Source organism: Pseudomonas sp. SDO5532_S415 (genome assembly GCF_054071155.1).
Map to the genome: position 1 here is coordinate 1 of NZ_JBSVWS010000112.1, position 20,351 is coordinate 20,351.

Annotated in this window: 17 protein-coding genes; 8 read left to right on the plus strand and 9 right to left on the minus strand. The window is 60.6% G+C overall.

The features are described from left to right. Positions 1–137: 137 nt before the first annotated feature. The 7 genes from ACW9HW_RS21025 to bioB all read right to left on the minus strand — a co-directional run bounded on the left by ACW9HW_RS21025 (position 138) and on the right by bioB (position 7,231). Positions 138–1,943 (minus strand): phenylacyl-CoA dehydrogenase, encoded by a 1,806-nt coding sequence (locus tag ACW9HW_RS21025; protein ID WP_457401639.1) that lies wholly within the window; start codon positions 1,941–1,943, stop codon positions 138–140. Positions 1,944–2,219: 276 nt separating this feature from the next. Beyond that, positions 2,220–2,516 carry a pyrroloquinoline quinone biosynthesis protein PqqE gene (locus tag ACW9HW_RS21030; protein ID WP_457401640.1) on the minus strand — a complete coding sequence of 99 codons (297 nt, stop codon included), beginning with the start codon at positions 2,514–2,516 and terminating at the stop codon, positions 2,220–2,222. Between the two features lie 115 nt (positions 2,517–2,631). Next, positions 2,632–3,312 (minus strand): dethiobiotin synthase, encoded by a 681-nt coding sequence (gene bioD / locus ACW9HW_RS21035; protein WP_095195900.1) that lies wholly within the window; start codon positions 3,310–3,312, stop codon positions 2,632–2,634. Beyond that, entirely contained in the window at positions 3,309–4,121 is an 813-nt protein-coding gene (gene bioC, locus ACW9HW_RS21040; protein ID WP_095195901.1) for a malonyl-ACP O-methyltransferase BioC, read from the minus strand. The genes bioD and bioC overlap by 4 nt, the downstream gene beginning before the upstream one ends. Next, entirely contained in the window at positions 4,114–4,845 is a 732-nt protein-coding gene (locus tag ACW9HW_RS21045) for an alpha/beta fold hydrolase (protein ID WP_457401641.1), read from the minus strand. The genes bioC and ACW9HW_RS21045 overlap by 8 nt, the downstream gene beginning before the upstream one ends. Then, entirely contained in the window at positions 4,838–6,016 is a 1,179-nt protein-coding gene (gene bioF / locus ACW9HW_RS21050; protein WP_457401642.1) for an 8-amino-7-oxononanoate synthase, read from the minus strand. The genes ACW9HW_RS21045 and bioF overlap by 8 nt, the downstream gene beginning before the upstream one ends. 159 nt (positions 6,017–6,175) lie before the next feature. Next, positions 6,176–7,231 (minus strand): biotin synthase BioB, encoded by a 1,056-nt coding sequence (bioB, locus tag ACW9HW_RS21055; RefSeq protein ID WP_095195904.1) that lies wholly within the window; start codon positions 7,229–7,231, stop codon positions 6,176–6,178. Between the two features lie 109 nt (positions 7,232–7,340). Here bioB and ACW9HW_RS21060 point away from each other — a divergent pair, with 109 nt between their 5' ends. The 5 genes from ACW9HW_RS21060 (at position 7,341) to rarD (ending at position 13,252) form a co-directional block, all read left to right on the plus strand. Further along, a complete protein-coding gene (locus ACW9HW_RS21060; RefSeq protein WP_457401643.1) occupies positions 7,341–8,081 on the plus strand; it encodes a double zinc ribbon domain-containing protein in 741 nt (246 codons plus the stop codon). A gap of 185 nt (positions 8,082–8,266) precedes the next feature. After that, on the plus strand, positions 8,267–9,031 hold the full coding sequence (locus ACW9HW_RS21065; protein ID WP_457401644.1) for a TOBE domain-containing protein: 765 nt from the start codon (positions 8,267–8,269) through the stop codon (positions 9,029–9,031). A 66-nt stretch (positions 9,032–9,097) separates the two neighbouring features. Continuing rightward, on the plus strand, positions 9,098–10,999 hold the full coding sequence (locus ACW9HW_RS21070) for a PhoX family protein (protein WP_457401645.1): 1,902 nt from the start codon (positions 9,098–9,100) through the stop codon (positions 10,997–10,999). Positions 11,000–11,195: 196 nt separating this feature from the next. Then, complete coding sequence (locus ACW9HW_RS21075) at positions 11,196–12,170, plus strand: serine/threonine protein kinase (protein ID WP_095195908.1); 975 nt, start codon at positions 11,196–11,198, stop codon at positions 12,168–12,170. A 194-nt stretch (positions 12,171–12,364) separates the two neighbouring features. Continuing rightward, a complete protein-coding gene (gene rarD, locus ACW9HW_RS21080) occupies positions 12,365–13,252 on the plus strand; it encodes an EamA family transporter RarD (RefSeq protein ID WP_095195909.1) in 888 nt (295 codons plus the stop codon). A gap of 215 nt (positions 13,253–13,467) precedes the next feature. Here the strand turns inward: rarD and ACW9HW_RS21085 are convergent, their stop codons facing one another. Continuing rightward, positions 13,468–13,986 carry a glycine cleavage system protein R gene (locus tag ACW9HW_RS21085; protein WP_095195910.1) on the minus strand — a complete coding sequence of 173 codons (519 nt, stop codon included), beginning with the start codon at positions 13,984–13,986 and terminating at the stop codon, positions 13,468–13,470. A gap of 545 nt (positions 13,987–14,531) precedes the next feature. Here ACW9HW_RS21085 and ACW9HW_RS21090 point away from each other — a divergent pair. Then, on the plus strand, positions 14,532–16,709 hold the full coding sequence (locus ACW9HW_RS21090; RefSeq protein ID WP_095195911.1) for a malate synthase G: 2,178 nt from the start codon (positions 14,532–14,534) through the stop codon (positions 16,707–16,709). A 222-nt stretch (positions 16,710–16,931) separates the two neighbouring features. Here ACW9HW_RS21090 and ACW9HW_RS21095 read toward each other — a convergent pair whose 3' ends face one another. Continuing rightward, positions 16,932–17,378, minus strand: coding sequence for a response regulator (locus tag ACW9HW_RS21095; protein ID WP_095195912.1), 447 nt, complete (start codon positions 17,376–17,378; stop codon positions 16,932–16,934). Between the two features lie 254 nt (positions 17,379–17,632). Here ACW9HW_RS21095 and ACW9HW_RS21100 point away from each other — a divergent pair, with 254 nt between their 5' ends. Both ACW9HW_RS21100 and ACW9HW_RS21105 read left to right on the plus strand, forming a co-directional pair. Next, positions 17,633–19,573, plus strand: a complete 1,941-nt coding sequence (locus ACW9HW_RS21100) for a putative nucleotidyltransferase substrate binding domain-containing protein (protein WP_457401646.1) — start codon at positions 17,633–17,635, stop codon at positions 19,571–19,573. Continuing rightward, on the plus strand, positions 19,570–20,277 hold the full coding sequence (locus ACW9HW_RS21105; protein ID WP_457401647.1) for a 3'-5' exonuclease: 708 nt from the start codon (positions 19,570–19,572) through the stop codon (positions 20,275–20,277). Before ACW9HW_RS21100 ends, ACW9HW_RS21105 begins: the two co-directional genes overlap by 4 nt. Positions 20,278–20,351 lie beyond the last annotated feature (74 nt).

The window sequence follows — 20,351 nt, forward strand, 5'->3', positions numbered from 1 at the left end:
GACGCGTTTAATCAGGAGCACGCGTTATTATTAACGTCCATCGCGAGCAAGCTCGCTCCTACAGACGAGAAAGAAACAGGCAAAAAAAACCGCCAGCCCCGAAGGACCAGCGGTTTTTTGAAGATCGGCGCTAAGGCTTAGTAACCCAGCGCGAAGTCTTCTTCTTTCATGTCCATCAGGTTGTTGGCGCCCGACAGCATGGTTGCAACGTGAGTGCGGGTACGCGGCAGGATGCGCTGGAAGTAGAAGCGCGCAGTCTGCAGCTTGGCGGTATAGAACGCCTCCTCGGAAGTGCCGGCAGCCAGTTTCTCGGCCGCCAGGCGCGCCATGTCGGCCCAGAAATAGGCCAGGCAGGCGTAACCGGAGTACATCAGGTAGTCCACCGAGGCCGCGCCGACTTCTTCGCGATCCTTCATGGCAGCCATACCGACCTTCATGGTCAGCTCGCCCCATTCCTTGTTCAGTGCAGCCAACGGTGCAACGAACTCTTTGACCGCTTCGTTACCTTCGTGGGTCTGGCAGAACTTGTGCACGATCTTGGTGAAACCTTTGAGGGCTTCGCCTTGAGTCATCAGTACTTTACGACCCAGCAGGTCGAGTGCCTGGATGCCGGTGGTGCCTTCGTACAGCATGGAAATGCGGCTGTCGCGAACGTTCTGCTCCATGCCCCACTCGGCGATGAAACCGTGGCCGCCATAGATCTGCACGCCGTGGTTAGCCGATTCGAAACCGACTTCGGTCATGAAGGCTTTGGCAATTGGGGTCATGAACGCCAGCAGTGCGTCGGCTTTCTTCTTCTCTTCTTCGTCCACGCCGTACTTGACGATGTCGACTTGCTTGGCGGTGAAGTAAACCATCGCACGGTTGCCTTCGGCGAACGCCTTCATGGTCAACAGCATGCGGCGTACGTCAGGGTGCACGATGATCGGGTCGGCCGCTTTGTCCGGCGCTTTCGGGCCAGTCAGCGAGCGCATTTGCAGGCGATCGCGAGCGTATTTCAGGCCGCCCTGGAAGCCGACTTCAGCGTGGGCCAGGCCTTGCAGCGCGGTACCCAGGCGTGCGGTGTTCATGAAGGTGAACATGCAGTTCAGGCCTTTGTTCGCCGGGCCGATCAGGTAACCGGTGGCCGCGTCGAAGTTCATCACGCAGGTGGCGTTGCCGTGGATGCCCATCTTGTGTTCCAGGGAACCACAGGACACCGCGTTACGTGCACCGATCGAACCGTCTGTGTTCGGCAGGAATTTCGGCACGATGAACAGGGAAATGCCTTTGGTACCGGCCGGTGCGTCCGGCAGGCGGGCCAACACGATGTGGACGATGTTGTCGGCCATGTCGTGTTCACCGGCCGAGATGAAGATCTTGGTACCGGAGACTTTGTAGGAACCGTCGGCCTGAGGCTCGGCCTTGGTGCGCAGCATGCCCAGGTCGGTACCGCAGTGAGGTTCGGTCAGGCACATGGTGCCGGTCCACTCGCCGGACACCAGCTTGGTCAAGTAAGCCTCTTGCTGCTCAGGCGTGCCGTGCTCGGAGATGGTGTTCATTGCGCCGTGCGACAGGCCCGGGTACATGCCCCACGACCAGTTGGATTCGCCCACCATTTCGCTGATGGCCAGACCCAAGGATTCCGGCAGGCCTTGACCGCCGTGCTCGACGTCGTGGGCCAGGCTTGGCCAGCCGCCTTCGACGAACTGCTTGTACGCTTCCTTGAAGCCAGTCGGGGTCTTAACGCCGGACTCGCTCCAGGTGCAGCCTTCAAGGTCGCCCACACGGTTCAGCGGAGCCAGTACCTGCTCACAAAACTTGGCGCCTTCTTCGAGAATGGCGTCAACCATGTCCGGAGTTGCGTCCGCGCAAGCCGGAAGGCTCTGATAGTGCGCTTCGTAGCCGAGCAGTTCGTCACGAACGAAGCGAATATCACGCAAGGGGGCCTTGTAGTCAGGCATAGCGATAAACCTCTGCTGATGTAACCGGGAATGAACGACCGCGTGGATTTGTTGTGGCGGTCAAACAGTTGTTTGAAACATACGTTTACGCCAAAAGCTTGTCAAGCGCCGATCTTTTGCCATTCGTCATCGCCCCATCGCCACACCCACGCGCACGGCAACGCAACGGCGCTCGACGAGCTACACGCAGTGTAGGAAAGAATAGTTTGCAGAGAAGGACTTACGCAGAAAAACGCCGCGAATGATCGCGGCGTCGGCGTTGCGGGTTCAGAAGCGTCAGGCGAAGGTATCGATCAACGTACCGAGCATTTCATCGGATGCCTTGGCAACTTTGACACCCAGTTCCACCTGAAATTTACCCTGGGCCATCTCCACCATGCTGCTGGTCAGGTCCGATTGCTGGCTGCGATCGACCGAACGCAGGCGATCAACCTGAACCTCGGATGACTGGCTGGTGACCGAGCGCTCGATCGTATTATTGGCGATCTGCCCGGCGGCTTGATCAACACGGTTCTGCCCTGTCTGAATAGTGCTCAGACCGGCGTAAAAAGCAGTGCTTCCTGAGATTTCCATGGGAGGACTCGTCCTTGCAAAGGATCAACAGCGGGCATTGAAGCAGACGCGTGAGCAAAACGCCCGACAAAAACACTAATGGCACAGTGCCTTGTCATAGACAAAGCCCACACCTTCAGTCCAGCAAATCCAGCTGAAGATGCTCCGCCACCGCTTCGGCCGTGACCAACTTGAGTTTCGGCACCCGCCCAAGACACGGCGCCGGGATTCGCTCGGCCAGTGTCGCCAGGTTCTCTTCCAGCCGCGAGGTCTTGGCATCGATGATATTGGCCACCCACCCCGCCAGTTGCAAACCGTCCTGGGCGATGGCCTCGGCGGTCAGTAACGCATGGTTGATGCACCCCAGGCGCACGCCGACCACCAGAATCACCGGAAGACCCAGCGCCATCGCCAGGTCCGACAGATTGTCCTGATCCGCCAGCGGCACGCGCCAGCCACCGGCGCCTTCGATCAAGGTGAAGTCGGCTTGCATGTCGAGAATCTGCTGCATCGGCACCAACAGCGACTGCACCGTCAATGCCACACCCGCCTCGCGTGCCGCCAGGTGCGGGGCAATGGGCGGTTCGAAGGCGACCGGATTGACCTGTTGATAAGTCAGCGGCACCGAGCATTCCGCCTGCAGCGCCAACGCATCGGCGTTGCGCAAGCCTTTGGGCGTGACATCGCAACCGGAGGCGACCGGTTTACCCGCCGCTGTGCTCAGGCCCGCAGACCTTGCGGCGTAGAGCAAACCGGCGGCCACCGTGGTTTTGCCGACATCGGTGTCGGTGCCGGTGATGAAATAGGCTGCGCTCATAAGGGTTTCTCCATAACGGCGTACACCACTTGATAAGTCGCCGGCAGGCCCTGGGCCTGACGAAACTGCTCATAGGCCTCGATCAACCCCAGAATCCGCGCCCGACCGGTCAGTCCACCCGGCCGACCAGGGTTGAGGTTGTGCGCGCCCAGCGCCTTGAGCTCATGGGTCAGGCTGCGCACATCCGGGTAGTACAGCACGTGGGGACGGGTTTGCAGACTGATCGGCTGCAAACCGCTGGCCGCGCATAACTGCTGATAATCCGCGAACTCACGGAAGCGGTTGACGTGCACCATGCCATCCACCTGCCGCCAACTGTCACGCAGTTCAAACAACGTGCCCACGCACAGACTAGCAAACGCGAAAATTCCGCCAGGCTTCAGCACGCGATGAGCCTCGCTGAGTACCGAAGCGAAGTCCGCGCACCACTGCACCGCCAGGCTGGAATAGATCAGGTCGCAGGTCGAATCGCGCAGCGGAAGATTCTCGGCATCGCCAGCGATGAAGTGCGTGGCGCCGCCCAATGGTCGGGCGTGATTGAGCATGCCTTCGGCGATGTCCAGCGCCACGCCGTGCCCCGTCGGGAACCGCTCACCCAGCGCGCGACTGAAATGCCCGGTGCCACAGCCCAGGTCGAGCCAGCGCCCCGGGACGAAATCGTCCGGCAAACGGCTCAGCAGCTGGCTGCCGACATCACGCTGCAATTCGGCCACGCTGTCATAACTCTCCGCGGCACGGGAGAAGGAAGCCGCTACCTGGCGTTTGTCAGGCAACCCCCCAGGTGGGGTGGGAAGGGATAAGTCAGTCATCGCCGCACTCATGCAAAAAGGCCTGGATCGCCCCCGCCACACCGTGGGGATCTTCCAGAAGAAACGCGTGGCTGGCCTGTTCGATCAGGCCGATTTCGACATCGGGCAGCAACGTCAGCACGTCGCCCGCCACTTCGGCAGGCACCAGCCCGTCGAGGCCGGCGAACAGGTGCAACTGTGGACCGCGAAAAGCCTGCAAGGCTTGCCGGGTATCCAGTTGCGCGAGCACTTCCAGGCCGCTCATCAACATGGGTGCTGCGCTATGTGGCGCACCACCGAGCAGCAACCGAGACAACCCGCGCGGGTCTTCGGCGCCTTGTGCGCAGAGCAACGAAAAGCGTTTCAAAGTCATGCGCGGGTCGGCGATGCAGTTCGCCAGAAACGCATCGAAGGTTTCCCCGGGCATCGCGCTTGGCCACTGCTCATGGGCGACAAAAGAAGGGTTACTGGCCAGCGTAAACAAGCCGCAGCACCGATCACCGCGACGCGCCGCCAACTGCGACGCAAGCATGCCGCCCAGCGACCAGCCGCCGAGCCAGGTGTCCTGGGGGATCGTCGAGTCGAGCTCATCGAGCCATTCTTCAGGATCGCTCGATTCCAGTTCCGGCAATGGCTCGATTTCCACCCGCAGGTGCTCGTCCAGGCCTTGCAGGGCCGCGGCCAAGGGTTCCAGCGGCGAAATTCCGAGGCCCCAGCCGGGCAGCAGAATCAGTCGGTCACGCATCGCTTGGCTCCGGTCCAAGTTGTTTAAAACAATCGGCCAGTCCCTCTAACAATAGCTGCACCTGCGCTTCGCTGTGAGCGGCGGTCAGGGTCACGCGCAGACGGGCGCTACCGGCAGGCACGGTCGGCGGGCGGATCGCGGTCACCATCAAGCCGCGTTCGCGCAGCATCTGCGACAAGCGCACCGCGCGCCCGGCGTCGCCAATCATGATCGGCTGGATCGGCGTGAAGCTGTCCATCAGTTCCAGGCCGATCTGCTCGGCGCCCTGGCGGAACTGACGGATCAGCGTCTGTAAATGCTCACGACGCCAGTGCTCGCTGCGCAGCAGATCCAGGCTTTTCAGCGTGGCGCAGGCCAGGGCCGGCGGTTGGCTGGTGGTGTAGATGTAAGGTCGGGCGAACTGGATCAGGCTCTCGATCAGCTCTTCGCTGCCGGCGACAAACGCCCCCGCCGTGCCGAACGCCTTGCCGAGGGTGCCGACCAGCACCGGCACGTCTTCCATGCTCAATCCGAAATGCTCGACGATGCCGCCGCCATTCGCGCCCAGCGGGCCGAAACCGTGAGCATCGTCGACCATCAGCCACGCGCCCTTGGCCTTGGCTTCCCGGGCCAATGCCGGCAGATCGGCGATATCGCCGTCCATGCTGAACACACCATCGGTGACCACCAGCGTATTGCCGGTGGCTTTCTCAAGACGTGCGGCCAGGCTCGCCGCATCGTTGTGCAGGTAGCGATTGAAACGCGCCCCCGACAACAATCCCGCATCCAGCAGGGAGGCATGATTGAGCCGGTCTTCGAGCACCGTATCGCCCTGCCCCACCAACGCCGTGACTGCACCGAGGTTGGCCATATAGCCGGTGGTGAACAGCAAGGCACGCGGACGGCCGGTCAGGTCGGCCAGCGCTTCTTCCAGGGCGTGATGCGGGCCGCTGTGGCCGATCACCAGATGCGAAGCACCGCCGCCAACCCCCCATTTCGAAGCACCCGCACGCCAGGCTTCGATCACTTGCGGGTGATTGGCCAGGCCCAGGTAGTCGTTATTGCAGAACGCCAGCAGCGGCTGGCCATCGACCACCACTTCAGGGCCCTGCGGGCTTTCGAGCAGCGGGCGTTGGCGGTAAAGGTTTTCGGCACGACGGGTAGCCAGGCGTGCGGCGAGATCGAAAGACATGCAGGCCTCGTCTATCCAGTGACACAAGTCCACTGTGGGAGCGAGCCTGCTCGCGAAGAGGGCCTCACCTTCAACAAAAATGTCGATTGTCAGATCCCTTTCGCGAGCAGGCTCGCTCCCACAGGGTTTTGCATTTCAATCAGGTCAATGGTGGGCGATTCAAACAGCCGCGTTGTAAAACTGCTCGCTGCTCTTGTGCTCCACCAGCGCCTGCTCAATAGCCGCCTGATGCACTTCGTCGGCATGTTCTTCGCGAGCTTCCGGCAGGATCCCCAAGCGCCCGAACAGTTGCATGTCCTTGTCGGCCTGCGGGTTGGCGGTGGTCAGCAGTTTCTCGCCGTAGAAAATCGAGTTGGCGCCGGCGAAGAACGCCAGGGCCTGCATCTGCTCGTTCATGGCTTCGCGGCCGGCGGACAGGCGCACGTGGGATTTGGGCATCAGGATCCGGGCGACGGCGAGCATGCGGATGAAGTCGAACGGGTCGACGTCGTCGGCGTTCTCCAGCGGCGTGCCGGCCACTTTCACCAGCATGTTGATCGGCACCGACTCCGGATGCTCCGGCAGGTTGGCCAGCTGGATCAGCAGGTTGGCACGGTCATCGAGGGACTCGCCCATGCCGAGGATACCGCCGGAACAGATCTTCATCCCCGAATCACGCACATATGCCAAGGTTTGCAGGCGCTCGCTGTAGGTGCGGGTGGTGATGATGCTGCCGTAGAACTCCGGCGAGGTGTCGAGGTTGTGGTTGTAGTAGTCGAGGCCAGCCTTGGCCAGCGCTTCGGTCTGTTCCTGATCCAGGCGACCGAGGGTCATGCAGGTTTCCAGGCCCAGGGCCTTCACGCCTTCGACCATCTTCAACACATACGGCATGTCCTTGGCCGAGGGGTGCTTCCACGCCGCGCCCATGCAGAAACGGGTCGAACCGATGGCCTTGGCACGAGCGGCCTCTTCGAGGACCTTCTGCACCTCCATCAGCTTTTCTTTTTCCAGGCCGGTGTTGTAGTGACCGGACTGCGGACAATATTTGCAATCTTCCGGACAGGCGCCGGTTTTGATCGACAACAGGGTCGACACCTGGACGCGGTTGGCGTCGAAATGCGCGCGGTGCACGGTCTGCGCCTGGAACAGCAAGTCATTGAATGGTTGAACGAAGAGTGCTTTGACTTCGGCCAAAGACCAGTCATGACGCAGGGTTGCAGAGGTGCTGGCGCTCATGGGCGTTACCTTTATTTTAAGCCGTACAAGGTTTTATGCTGGGCAAGCGACTGCGGGACGGAATACCCACAGGCGCAACACGGATGTTCGGCATATTTAAGGAAGAGCGATGCGCTGTCAACCACGACACAATGGACAGGTTTACATCTGGTTAAAAAATAAACAGGTCTGTTTGCTTTGCGACGAAGCCGCCGATGGCGATACGCCCCTCTGCATGGCCTGCGAAACGGAGCTTCCCTGGCTCGGCGATCACTGTCAGACCTGCGCCCTGCCGTTGCCCGCGGCTGGCCTGACCTGTGGCCAGTGCCTGAAGCAGCCGCCGGCCTTCGAACACGTCATTGCCCCCTGGACCTACAGTTTTCCGATAGACAGCCTGATCACCCGCTTCAAACACAGCGCGAAGTGGCCCTTCGGCCACCTGCTGGCCGAGCTGCTCGCACAGGCCCTGCAACATCGCTTCGAAGATGATCTGCAGCGTCCCGATTTACTGGTGCCGGTGCCGCTGGCCACCCGACGGCTGCGCCAACGGGGGTTCAATCAGGCCGCGATGCTGGCGCGCTGGCTGAGCACCCGATTGGACTTGCCGTGGGATGAAAGACTGCTACTGAGGACCCAGGACACCAGCGCGCAACAGGTGCTGAACGCCAACGAACGGCGGAAAAACCTGCGCCATGTGTTCGCGCTGGCACCCGGCGCATCGTTCAAAGGACGTCACCTGGCGTTGGTGGACGATGTGCTGACCACCGGTGCCACGGCGCAAGCACTGGCCCGCCTGCTGATGGACGCAGGTGCCGCACGGGTTGATGTGTATTGCCTGGCTCGTACCCCAAAACCTGGCGATACAATCTGACCCCAAAACACAAAAACCTGTGGGAGCGGCCTTGCTAGCGAAGGCGGTGTGTCAGCAGCAGTGATTTCAGCTGACACGACCTCTTCGCGAGCAGGCTCGCTCCCACAAGGACCGTGGCTCGACTTGACTCCCGGGCTCCCAGCCGCCAACGTCCCCTCCATCGTCACAGCCCGAAGCGCTCTACCATGTCCCTGCCCACATTGTTGTCCCAACACATTGTCCGTCGCCCGCAACGCATCGCCCTGCTGCAACACATTGCCGAACAGGGCTCGATCACCCGCGCGGCGAAAAGCGCGGGCCTGAGCTACAAGGCCGCCTGGGATGCCATCGATGAACTCAACAACCTGGCGCAGAAGCCATTGGTGGAGCGCAGCGTCGGCGGCAAGGGTGGTGGCGGCGCCAGACTGTCCAGCGAAGGTGAGCGGGTTTTGCGCCTGTATCAAAAGCTGCAAGCCTTGCAGGCCCAGGTGCTGGAAGCCCCCGAAGAAGCCAGCGACCTCGACCTGCTCAGCCGCTTGATGCTGCGCACCAGCGCGCGTAATCAATTGCATGGCAAGGTTGCCGCCATCGAAACCCAAGGCCACAACGACAGGGTTCGCCTTGAACTGGCCGAAGGCTTGAGCATCGACGCACAAATCACCCACGACAGCACCCTGCGCCTGGAGCTGCAACCCGGCACCGAAGTGGTGGCCCTGATCAAGGCCGGCTGGCTTGAATTGCTCGGCGCCGAAGACGTCGCAACGCCCGGACACAATTGCCTCAAAGGCACGATCGAGGAAATTCTCGACGCCGAAGACGGCCCCAGTGAAGTGCGCATCGCCCTGCCCAACGGCCAGACACTCTGCGCACTGGTCGATCCCGAACATCTGCAATCGCGGCGCTTGGCCATGGGAGAACCGGTGAGCGTGCAGTTTTCGCCGTCCAACGTGTTGCTGGGTACGCCGTTGTAAACGTGCTGCAACAAAACCTTCATCACCCATCATTAAGGTGACTGCACAAACCGCAGGGAGCCTGATGTGAGCCTATTGGAAGAACACCAAACCACCGACCTCGAACAAATGGTCGGCCTCAGCCGCCGTGGATTCATCAGCGCAGGAGCCCTGTGCGGCGCCGCAATGTTTCTGGGCGGCAACTTGTTGAGTCGCAGCGTGCTGGCCGCCAGTGTCAGTGCCGGCACGAGCCAATTGCTGGGTTTCGACAGCATTCCCGCGGCCACCGCCGACAGCATCAGCCTGCCGCCGGGCTACAAATCCTCGGTGCTGATCAGTTGGGGTCAACCCTTGCACAAGAACGGCCCGGCTTTCGACCCGAGCGGCCAGGGCAGCGCCGAGCAGCAGGAAGTGCAGTTCGGTGATCACAACGACGGCATGAGCCTGTTCGCCTTTCCCGACGACCCCAACCGGGCGCTGATGGCGATCAACAACGAGTACACCAACTACCGCTACCTCTACCCCCACGGCGGCATGCCGCAATCGGCCGAAGAAGTGCACAAGGCACTGGCTGCCGAAGGCGTGGCGGTCATCGAAGTGCAGCGCAAAAACGGTCACTGGCAATTCGTCCAGGATTCGCGCTACAACCGCCGCATCCACGGTAACTCCCCGATCAGCCTGAGCGGTCCGGCCGCTGGCAACGAGCTGCTGAAAACCAGCGCCGACCCACACGGCAAGACTGTTCTCGGCACCTTCCAGAACTGCGCCAACGGCAAAACACCCTGGGGCACTTATCTGACCTGCGAAGAGAACTTCACCGACTGCTTTGGTAGCACCGATGCAGAACTGAAGCTCGATGCCGCACAGAAGCGCTATGGCGCGGTGGCGACCAGTAAAGAGATCAACTGGCATCAGCACGATGCGCGCTTTGACCTGGCGAAAAACCCCAACGAACTCAACCGCCACGGCTGGATTGTGGAGATCGATCCGTTCGATCCGCAATCGACCCCGGTCAAGCGCACCGCACTGGGTCGCTTCAAACATGAAAACGCCGCCCTGGCCGAAACCAATGACGGCCATGCCGTGGTGTACATGGGCGACGATGAACGCGGCGAATTCATCTACAAGTTCGTCAGCCGCGACAAAATCAACCACAAAACCCCCAAGGCCAACCGCGACTTGCTCGACCACGGCACCTTGTACGTGGCGCGTTTCGACGCCGGCGACAGCAATGCCGATCACCCGAAAGGCCAGGGTGAATGGATCGAGCTGACCCACGGCAAAAACGGCATCGATGCCGGCAGCGGTTTCGCCGATCAGGCGCAAGTGCTGATCAACGTGCGCCTGGCGGCCAGCGTGGTGAAGGCCACGCGCATGGATCGCCCGGAATGGATCGTGGTGAGTCCCAAGGACGGTCAGGTCTACTGCACGTTGACCAACAACGCCAAGCGCGGTGAAGACGGGCAACCGGCGGGCGGTCCGAATCCGCGGGAAAAAAACGTTTACGGGCAAATCCTGCGCTGGCGCACCGACCGCGACGATCACGGTTCGAAAAGTTTTTCCTGGGACCTGTTCGTGGTCGCCGGCAACCCGCAAGTGCACGCCGGCACACCGAAGGGCGGCTCATCGAACATCACGCCGCAGAACATGTTCAACAGCCCGGATGGGTTGGCTTTCGATGACGCCGGGCGGTTGTGGATACAAACCGACGGCGATGCGAGCAATGCCGGTGATTTCGCCGGTATGGGCAACAACCAGATGCTCTGCGCCGACCCGGTGACCGGCGAAATTCGCCGTTTCATGGTTGGACCGATTGGTTGCGAAGTGACGGGCATCAGCTTCTCGCCGGACCAGAAGACCCTGTTTGTGGGGATCCAGCATCCAGGCGAATTCGGCGGTTCGACCTTCCCCGAGCACTTGCCCAACGGCAAGCCGCGCTCTTCGGTCATGGCCATTACCCGTGAAGATGGCGGGATCATCGGCGCCTGACAGAACGCTTTCGCGAGCAGGCTCGCTCCCACAGGTCCTGCGCCGATTTCAACATGGCGCATATCCTGTGGGAGCGGAATTGCCCGCGATGACGTCAGTCCAGACGCCCCACATCTCAAGCCTAAACACTAAAGTCGGCTCGTCTGCGCTACCATGCCTGGCCGGACGCAGCAGCCTGCTGCGCGCAGGAGTCAGCATGGCCCACCCGTTTGAAACCCTCACCCCAGACCTCGTGCTCGATGCCGTAGAAAGCATCGGCTTCTTGAGCGATGCGCGCATTCTGGCGCTCAACAGCTACGAAAACCGTGTCTATCAGGTCGGCATCGAAGACTCCGAGCCGTTGATCGCCAAGTTTTACCGCCCGCAGCGCTGGACCAACGAAGCGATTCTGGAAGAACACCAGTTCACCTTCGAACTCACCGAAGTCGAGGTGCCGGTGGTTGCGCCGTTGATCCACAAGGGTGAAACCCTGCACGAGCACAACGGCTTCCGTTTCACCCTGTTCCCACGCCGTGGCGGCCGCGCGCCGGAGCCCGGCAACCTCGATCAGCTGTATCGGCTGGGGCAATTGCTCGGTCGCCTGCACGCGGTCGGTGCGACCAAACCGTTCGAGCACCGCGAAGCACTGGCAGTCAAAAACTTCGGCCATGACTCGCTGGCGACCTTGCTCGAAGGCAATTTCATACCGCGCAGTTTGCTGCCCGCCTACGAGTCCGTAGCCCGCGACCTGCTCAAACGTGTGGAAGATGCCTACAGCAACACGCCGCACCAAAACATCCGCATGCACGGCGATTGCCACCCCGGCAACATGATGTGCCGCGACGAGATGTTTCACATCGTCGACCTCGATGACTGCCGCATGGGTCCGGCCGTACAGGACATCTGGATGATGCTGGCCGGCAACCGTCAGGAATGCCTGGGACAATTGTCGGAATTGATGGACGGCTACAACGAGTTCCACGACTTCGACCCGCGGGAACTGGCGCTGATCGAACCGTTGCGCGCCCTGCGCCTGATGCACTACAGCGCGTGGCTCGCCCGGCGCTGGGATGACCCGGCCTTCCCGCGCAGCTTTCCGTGGTTCGGCACCGAGCGGTACTGGGGCGACCAGGTGTTGGCGTTGCGTGAGCAATTGGCGGCACTTAACGAAGAGCCACTCAAACTTTTCTGATTCACCCAGATTCAATGTGGGAGCGAGCCTGCTCGCGATTACGGTGGCACATCCAGCACATCTGTGGCTGACACACCGCTTTCGCGAGCAGGCTCGCTCCCACAGGTTCTCAGTGCTCACCATTCCAGCAGGACATTTGTAGACAAACCTCCTTACAATCGCTTCTTTGTTAGCTGCCTAAGCAAGGATTCTGCATGCAAGCCGCCAACCCGCGTCGCGGGTACATTCTGGGTCTGAGTGCCTACATCATCTGGGGACTTTTCCCGCTCTACTTCAAAGCCATCGCCAGCGTGCCCGCCGTGGAGATCATCATCCACCGGGTGCTGTGGTCGGCACTGTTCGGCGCCTTGTTGCTGTTGGTCTGGAAGCACCCGGGCTGGTGGCGCGAACTGCGGGAAAACCCACGACGGCTGGCGATCCTGGCCCTCAGCGGCACATTGATCGCGGCCAACTGGTTGACGTATGTGTGGTCGGTCAATAACGGACGCATGCTCGAAGCCAGTCTCGGCTACTACATCAACCCGCTGGTAAACGTGCTGCTGGGCATGCTGATCCTCGGCGAACGGCTGCGGCGCATGCAGTGGATTGCCGTGGGCCTGGCGACCATCGGTGTGGCACAACAGGTGTGGCAGGTTGGCAGCCTGCCATGGGTGTCGCTGGTGCTGGCCCTGACCTTCGGTTTCTACGGACTGATCCGCAAACAGGCACCGGTCAAGGCGCTACCAGGGCTGGTGGTGGAAACCTGGATGCTGGTACCGATTGCCGTCGCCTGGTTGCTATTCAACCCGACCGCCAGCAGCGCCCAGGCCGAGTTCTGGACCACGTCCGAAGCCTGGTGGCTGGTGGCGGCCGGGCCGGTGACGCTGGTGCCGCTGGTGTGTTTCAACGCCGCTGCCCGGCATTTGCCCTACACAACCCTCGGTTTTCTCCAATACCTGGCGCCGACCCTGGTATTGCTGCAGGCCGTGTTGCTGTTTGGCGAGCATTTGTCGTCGAGCACGCTGCTGGCGTTCATCTTTATCTGGGCCGGTCTGGCGGTTTACAGCGTTGATGCGTGGATAAGTCTGCGCCGCCGAAACTGATCAAAAAACGCACAACCCCTTGCAGGCCACGTTTGACGTGGCCTGCAAGGTTCCTTCCCAAGGTTATCCACAGCGTGATCCCCGGCGTTTGTGCGCAAGTCACTGAATACTGGCGATTTTTTGATCAAACCCCGCCAAGCCACGGCGGATGTGGCCTGGCGGGCTGTCTCTACAGGTTATCCACAGGCAGGTGCACGTTTAACTTGGATAACCCATCAGGGTTCACTGCGCAGCACCAACTCCACCATCAGATCATCGGCCAGGGTTTCCAGGCGTGATTGCAGCACGTCGAGGGACAGCGTCAACGGCACCGCAAGGATCGCTTCGGCGTGAAACAGCGGCTCGCTGCTCATCGGTGCCGGGCGCACTTCAGTCACCAGCCGTTCCAGGTTGACGCCCTGCTCACTCAGCAACCGCGTGATATCGCGCACGATCCCCGGCCGGTCATTGCCCACCAACTCCATGGCAATGGGTTTCCAGGTGCACGATTGCTCGATGCTGCTTTCGGCGATCAACACCCGAATGCCTTGGGTGGACAACCCTTTCAAGGCATCCACCAGCTCATCGTAGCCTTCGGCCGGTACGCCCACCCGAAGAATCCCGGCAAATTGCCCGGCCATGCGCGACATGCGGCTTTCCAGCCAGTTACCGCCATGCTCGGCAATGCATTGGGCAATGCGCTCGACCTGCCCAGGCTTGTCTGGAGCGAAAACTGTGAGAACGAGGTGGTCCATGGCGCAGCCCTCTGGTCATGATTTTTGTTTTAGAAATCCAAGTATAGGCAAGGGTTAAACCTGCGCTGGCAGGTCTGACGCCTTCGCGAGCAGGCTCGCTCCCACAGAGACCGCGCAATCCTTTGTGGGAGCGAGCCTGCTCGTGAATGGCCCCCCGCTGATTCACCTGCCAGCCACAAATCGTGTACAACTTTTTATATTTAACTGGAACAATCTCATACTTTTTTGAGAACATCCCGATCCCCGACGTGACTGCAATGCGTCACGGGGTCGCAGAACGACGTAATTAGTCTAATTTTCACAAGCGCAATTCATCATGTAGTATGCCGCAGCGCGCACTACATAACGTTGGATCGATGTCTGCCACCGGCGCAGTCGCATCCCTGAAAGCCCCGTCAGCAAGGCCTCAACGCCGTTGATTGGTCCCAACCCAGCCGTCAGAAATGGCATGCACTGGTCGCAGGGTTTGTGGTTTAAATGCCAGAGGCTTCATTGTTAAATTGAAGAGCTGAAAAGCGAAATAGCTGAGCAGAGTGAGGCAAGCAATGACTGAACACGTTCAAGTCGGTGGCCTGCAGGTCGCCAAAGTCCTGTTCGACTTCGTGAACAACGAAGCCATTCCCGGAACCGGCCTCACCGCCGATCAGTTCTGGGCCGGTGCCGACAAGGTCATTCATGACCTGGCGCCGAAGAACAAAGCCCTACTCGCCAAACGCGATGATTTCCAGGCTCGTATCGATGGCTGGCACCAGTCTCGTGCCGGCCAGGCCCACGACGCCGTGGCTTATAAAGCCTTCCTGCAAGACATCGGTTATCTGCTGCCAGAAGCGGCCGATTTCCAGGCGACGACGCAAAACGTCGATGAAGAAATCGCCCGCATGGCCGGTCCACAACTCGTGGTACCGGTGATGAACGCCCGTTTCGCCCTCAATGCTTCGAACGCCCGCTGGGGTTCGCTGTACGACGCGCTGTACGGCACCGACGCCATCAGCGAAGCCGATGGAGCGGAAAAAGGCAAAGGCTACAACAAGGTTCGCGGCGACAAGGTCATCGCCTTCGCCCGTGCCTTCCTCGACGAAGCGGCGCCTTTGGCGGCCGGCTCCCATGTCGATTCCACCCGCTACACCATCGTTGACGGCAAACTGGTGGTCGCCCTCAAAGGTGGCAGCAACACCGGCCTGCGCAACGACGCTCAGCTTATCGGCTTCCAGGGCGATGCTTCGGCACCGACCGCGATCCTGCTGAAGAACAACGGCCTGCATTTCGAAATCCAGATCGATGCCAGCACCCCGGTCGGCCAGACCGACGCTGCCGGCGTCAAAGACGTCCTGATGGAAGCTGCGCTGACCACCATCATGGACTGCGAAGACTCCGTCGCCGCCGTCGATGCCGATGACAAGGTGGTGATCTACCGCAACTGGCTCGGCCTGATGAAGGGCGACCTGTCGGAAGAAGTCGCCAAGGGCGGCAAGACCTTTACCCGCACCATGAACGCCGATCGCACCTACACTGCGGTCGACGGCAGCCAATTGAGCCTGCACGGTCGCTCGCTGTTGTTCGTGCGCAACGTCGGTCACCTGATGACCATCGACGCGATCCTCGACAAAGCTGGCAACGAAGTGCCGGAAGGCATCCTCGACGGTCTGGTGACTGTTCTGGCGGCGATGCACAACCTGAACGGCAACACCTCGCGCAAAAACACCCGCACCGGCTCGGTCTACATCGTTAAACCGAAAATGCACGGCCCTGAAGAAGCTGCGTTCACCAACGAGCTGTTCGGGCGCATCGAAGACGTGCTGGGCCTGCCGCGCAACACTCTCAAAGTCGGGATCATGGACGAGGAGCGCCGCACCACGGTCAACCTCAAGGCCTGCATCAAGGCGGCGAGCGAGCGTGTGGTGTTCATCAACACCGGTTTCCTCGACCGCACCGGCGATGAAATCCACACCTCCATGGAAGCCGGCCCGATGGTGCGCAAGGCGGACATGAAGGCGGAAAAATGGATCGGCGCCTATGAGAACTCCAACGTCGATATCGGTTTGAGCACTGGCCTGCAAGGCCGTGCGCAGATCGGCAAGGGCATGTGGGCCATGCCTGACCTGATGGCGGCGATGCTGGAACAGAAAATCGCTCACCCGCTGGCCGGTGCCAACACCGCCTGGGTGCCATCGCCGACCGCCGCCGCGCTGCACGCGCTGCACTATCACAAGGTCGACGTGTTCGCCCGTCAGGCCGAACTGGCCAAGCGTGCCCGTGCATCGGTGGACGACATCCTGACCATCCCGCTGGCAGTCAATCCGCAGTGGACCGCCGAACAGATCAAGAATGAACTGGACAACAATGCCCAGGGCATCCTCGGTTATGTGGTGCGCTGGATCGACCAGGGCGTCGGTTGTTCGAAAGTGCCGGACATCAATGACGTCGGCCTGATGGAAGACCGTGCCACGCTGCGTATTTCCAGCCAGCACATCGCCAACTGGCTGCGTCACGGCATCGTCACCGAAGAGCAAGTGATGGAAAGCCTCAAGCGCATGGCGCCGGTGGTTGACCGTCAGAACGCCAACGACCCGCTGTATCGCCCGCTGGCACCGAACTTCGACAGCAACATCGCCTTCCAGGCGGCGGTCGAACTGGTGATCGAAGGCACCAAACAGCCGAACGGCTACACCGAGCCGGTTCTGCACCGTCGTCGTCGCGAGTTCAAGGCTGCCAATGGCCTGTAACTGAGCGCTGATGCCGGACATGAAAAAGCCCTGATCTTTCGATCAGGGCTTTTTTGTTCACCGCGATTTTGGTGGTGAAGGTATTCCTGTGACGAGCGAGCTTGCTCGCGCTCGGCTGCGAAGCAGTCGTAAAGTCAGCGAATGGGATTTGACTGGTAAACCGCAAAGGGCCGCTTCGCGCCCCAGCGGGAGCAAGCTCCCTCGCCACAAAAGCCCTCAATCCTACAAATCCATTCCCAACTCATGCTTGACCAACCCCAACAATTTGCCGGAATCGATGGGCTTGAGCAGAAAATCCACCACGCTCAAATGCATCGCAGCGATGGCGTCTTTCACGTCGGCGTCACCCGAGACGATGATGATCGGCATCGCCGCCCGTACCGACTCCCGCACTTGGCGGATCAGATCCAGACCATCGATATGCCCCATCCGCAGATCGGTGATCACCAGGCCGATCGAGGGTTTTTCTTCGAGCATCTTGAGCGCGGTTTCGCCGCTGGCCGCCGTCATGCAACGAATGCCGTCCAGCGCCAGAATCTCTGACAGCAGCTCTCGGGCGTCCTTGTCGTCATCAACGATCAGCACCCGCTGCGGCGGCAGGTCGGGTTCCAGCATGACGGCACTGAGCGCTTCGCGCTCGGCGTCACTCAAAATATCGTGGTCGGACATGGCGCTCTCTACATGTTCAATTCAATTCCCTGACACAGTGGTGAGACATCACTAAGCAGAGCTTCAATGTGCACTTCGTCGGATACTTTTCCAATAGCAGAATAGAGCGATTTTTCGCGCCGTTGCGTAAGGTTTTTCCGACATTCCATCACACTATTTGCCTACCTAGACTTACGTCCAATGGGCACCCTGACCGCAGGGGTCGACCATGGGTGAGTCATCCGACAACAACAAATCCAAAAAAGACTGCGGTAATGGTTATGAGTAAAGCGGACGCCTTCACACAGGCAGGGAAAACCGCGGTGTTGCAGAACATCCAGGGCACTTTGCAATTCCTTCAGCGCTTCCCGCCCTTCAACCAGATGGAACACGCGCACCTGGCGTACCTGGTCGAGCAATGTCAGCTGCGTTTTTATGGCCCCGGCGAGAGCATCATCAAGCCCGCCGATGGCCCGGTTGAGCACTTTTACGTCGTCAAGCAGGGTCGGGTGGTGGGCGAGCGTCCGCATTCGGCCAAGGGCGGCACCGAAACCACCTTCGAAATCACCACCGGCGAATGCTTCCCTCTCGCCGCGCTGCTGGGTGAACGGGCGACCCGCACCGAACACCTGGCCGCCGAAGACACCTTTTGCCTACAGCTCAATAAGCTGGCGTTCATCAAGCTATTCGCCATTTCCCACACCTTTCGCGACTTTGCCCTACGCGGCGTGAGCAGCCTGCTGGATCAGGTCAACCAGCAAGTCCAGCAAAAAGCCGTGGAAACCCTCGGCACCCAATACTCGCTCAACACCCGCCTGGGTGAGTTGGCCATGCGCCATCCGGTGACGTGCAGCCCGGCCACGCCGTTGCGTGAAGCCGTGACCCTGATGCATGAGCAGCAGGTCGGCAGCATTGTGGTGGTCGATGACCACAAGACTCCGCTGGGTATTTTCACCCTGCGCGATTTGCGCGAGGTGGTGGCGAACGGCACCGGTGATTTCACCGAGGCCATCGAGCGGCATATGACCCAGTCGCCGTTTTACCTGAGCCCGGATCACAGCGCGTTCGATGCAGCGATTGCCATGACCGAGCGACATATCGCCCACGTCTGCCTGGTCAAGGATCAGCGCTTGTGCGGCGTGGTCTCTGAACGGGATCTGTTTTCCCTGCAACGGGTTGACCTGGTGCACCTGGCCCGCACCATTCGCAATGCCCCCCGCGTGGAAAACCTGGTAGCGCTGCGTGGCGAGATCGGCCAGCTAGTGGAGCGCATGTTGGCCCACGGTGCGTCTTCGACGCAGATCACCCACATCATTACCCTGCTCAACGACCACACCGTGTGCCGGGTGATCGAACTGACCCTGGCCGAAAAAGGCGACCCCGGCGTACCGTTCAGCTGGCTGTGTTTCGGCAGCGAAGGTCGTCGCGAGCAGACGCTGCACACCGATCAGGACAACGGCATACTTTTCGAAGCCCGGGACGCGGCCCATGCAGCGGAAATCCGTGGCAAATTGCTGCCCATCGCGCACCAGATCAACCACAGTCTGGCGCTGTGCGGCTTCACACTGTGCAAGGGCAACATCATGGCCGGCAATCCCGAACTGTGTCTGTCCCGGGTCGAATGGGCACGTCGCTTTGCCGCGTTTATCCGCGAGGCGACGCCGGAAAACCTGCTGGGTTCGAGCATCTATTTCGATTTGCGCGTGGTCTGGGGTAGCGAGCAAGGCTGTGAGCAGTTGCGTCGCGGGATTCTCGATCAGGTCGGCGACAACCGCCTGTTTCAGCGCATGATGGCCGAGAACGCATTGCGCAATCGCCCACCCGTAGGCCGTTTCCGTGAGTTCGTGCTGGCGCGCAAGAATGGCGAGAAAGCCACCCTGGACCTGAAGATCCAGGGCCTGACGCCTTTTGTCGACGGCGCCCGACTGCTGGCCCTGGCCCATGGCATCGAGACCAACAATACTCTGGAGCGGTTTCGCCAACTGGTCGATAAAGAGGTCATCGAGCCGCTGGACGGCGCGGCGTACGAAGAGGCCTATCACTTCATCCAGCAAACCCGCATGCAGCAACATCAGCTACAGACCCGGGAAAATCTGCCCTACTCCAACCGGGTCGATCCGGATAGCCTCAATCATCTGGACCGGCGGATCCTGCGCGAATCCCTGCGCCAGGCGCAACGCCTGCAAAGCAGCCTGACCCTGCGGTATCAGTTATGAGTCTGTTTTCATGGCTGCGCCCGGCCAGCCCGATTTTGTCCGGGGAACTGCAACAGCGTCTGCAACGCTTGCCGACGGCGACCGCGCTGAGCGAGTGCAGCCTGCGCGAACAACGCTGGGTGGTGCTCGATCTGGAAACCACCGGGCTGAACCTGAACAAGGATCGGGTGCTGTCCATCGGCGCGGTGGTGATCGAGGATGGCGCGATCGATTTCAGTCAGCAGTTCGAACGCACCCTGCAATGCGCCGAACTCAAACTCGGCCCCAGCGTTTTGATTCACGGCCTGGCGCCCAGTGCCATTGCCGCCGGTAGCAACCCGGCGCACGCGTTGCTCGAGTTCATGGAGTTCGTCGGCGACAGTCCGTTGCTGGCCTTTCATGCGCCGTTCGACCAGCACATGCTCGGGCGCGCCCTGAAAGACCATCTGGGCTACAAGTTGCAGCATGCCTTTCTGGATGTGGCGGACATCGCACCGCTGCTGTGCCCGCACGCCAACATCCGCGAGGCCGGGCTGGATGAGTGGATCGACTGGTTCAAGCTGGAAGTCTTCGAGCGCCACAACGCCAGCGCCGATGCCCTGGCCACCGCCGAACTGGCGCTGATCCTGTTCAGCCGGGCGCGGCAGCAGCAGGTTCATAGCCCGTTGAATTTGCAGCAGCGGTTGAATCAGTGGAAGCGGCGCCAGAGTACGCCGTCCTTCTGACATTCGGTGACTGTACCGGCCTCTTCGCGGGCAAGCCACGCTCCCACAGGTTTTGTGTTGTGCGCTGATTTTGT

Bases quoted from the DNA above. Each gene is read 5' to 3' on its own strand.
- ACW9HW_RS21025 (WP_457401639.1), bottom strand. From the start codon at position 1,943: ATGCCTGACTACAAGGCCCCCTTGCGTGATATTCGCTTCGTTCGTGAC.
- ACW9HW_RS21030 (WP_457401640.1), bottom strand. From the start codon at position 2,516: ATGGAAATCTCAGGAAGCACTGCTTTTTACGCCGGTCTGAGCACTATT.
- bioD (WP_095195900.1), bottom strand. From the start codon at position 3,312: ATGAGCGCAGCCTATTTCATCACCGGCACCGACACCGATGTCGGCAAA.
- bioC (WP_095195901.1), bottom strand. From the start codon at position 4,121: ATGACTGACTTATCCCTTCCCACCCCACCTGGGGGGTTGCCTGACAAA.
- ACW9HW_RS21045 (WP_457401641.1), bottom strand. From the start codon at position 4,845: ATGCGTGACCGACTGATTCTGCTGCCCGGCTGGGGCCTCGGAATTTCG.
- bioF (WP_457401642.1), bottom strand. From the start codon at position 6,016: ATGTCTTTCGATCTCGCCGCACGCCTGGCTACCCGTCGTGCCGAAAAC.
- bioB (WP_095195904.1), bottom strand. From the start codon at position 7,231: ATGAGCGCCAGCACCTCTGCAACCCTGCGTCATGACTGGTCTTTGGCC.
- ACW9HW_RS21060 (WP_457401643.1), top strand. From the start codon at position 7,341: ATGCGCTGTCAACCACGACACAATGGACAGGTTTACATCTGGTTAAAA.
- ACW9HW_RS21065 (WP_457401644.1), top strand. From the start codon at position 8,267: ATGTCCCTGCCCACATTGTTGTCCCAACACATTGTCCGTCGCCCGCAA.
- ACW9HW_RS21075 (WP_095195908.1), top strand. From the start codon at position 11,196: ATGGCCCACCCGTTTGAAACCCTCACCCCAGACCTCGTGCTCGATGCC.
- rarD (WP_095195909.1), top strand. From the start codon at position 12,365: ATGCAAGCCGCCAACCCGCGTCGCGGGTACATTCTGGGTCTGAGTGCC.
- ACW9HW_RS21085 (WP_095195910.1), bottom strand. From the start codon at position 13,986: ATGGACCACCTCGTTCTCACAGTTTTCGCTCCAGACAAGCCTGGGCAG.
- ACW9HW_RS21090 (WP_095195911.1), top strand. From the start codon at position 14,532: ATGACTGAACACGTTCAAGTCGGTGGCCTGCAGGTCGCCAAAGTCCTG.
- ACW9HW_RS21095 (WP_095195912.1), bottom strand. From the start codon at position 17,378: ATGTCCGACCACGATATTTTGAGTGACGCCGAGCGCGAAGCGCTCAGT.
- ACW9HW_RS21100 (WP_457401646.1), top strand. From the start codon at position 17,633: ATGGTTATGAGTAAAGCGGACGCCTTCACACAGGCAGGGAAAACCGCG.
- ACW9HW_RS21105 (WP_457401647.1), top strand. From the start codon at position 19,570: ATGAGTCTGTTTTCATGGCTGCGCCCGGCCAGCCCGATTTTGTCCGGG.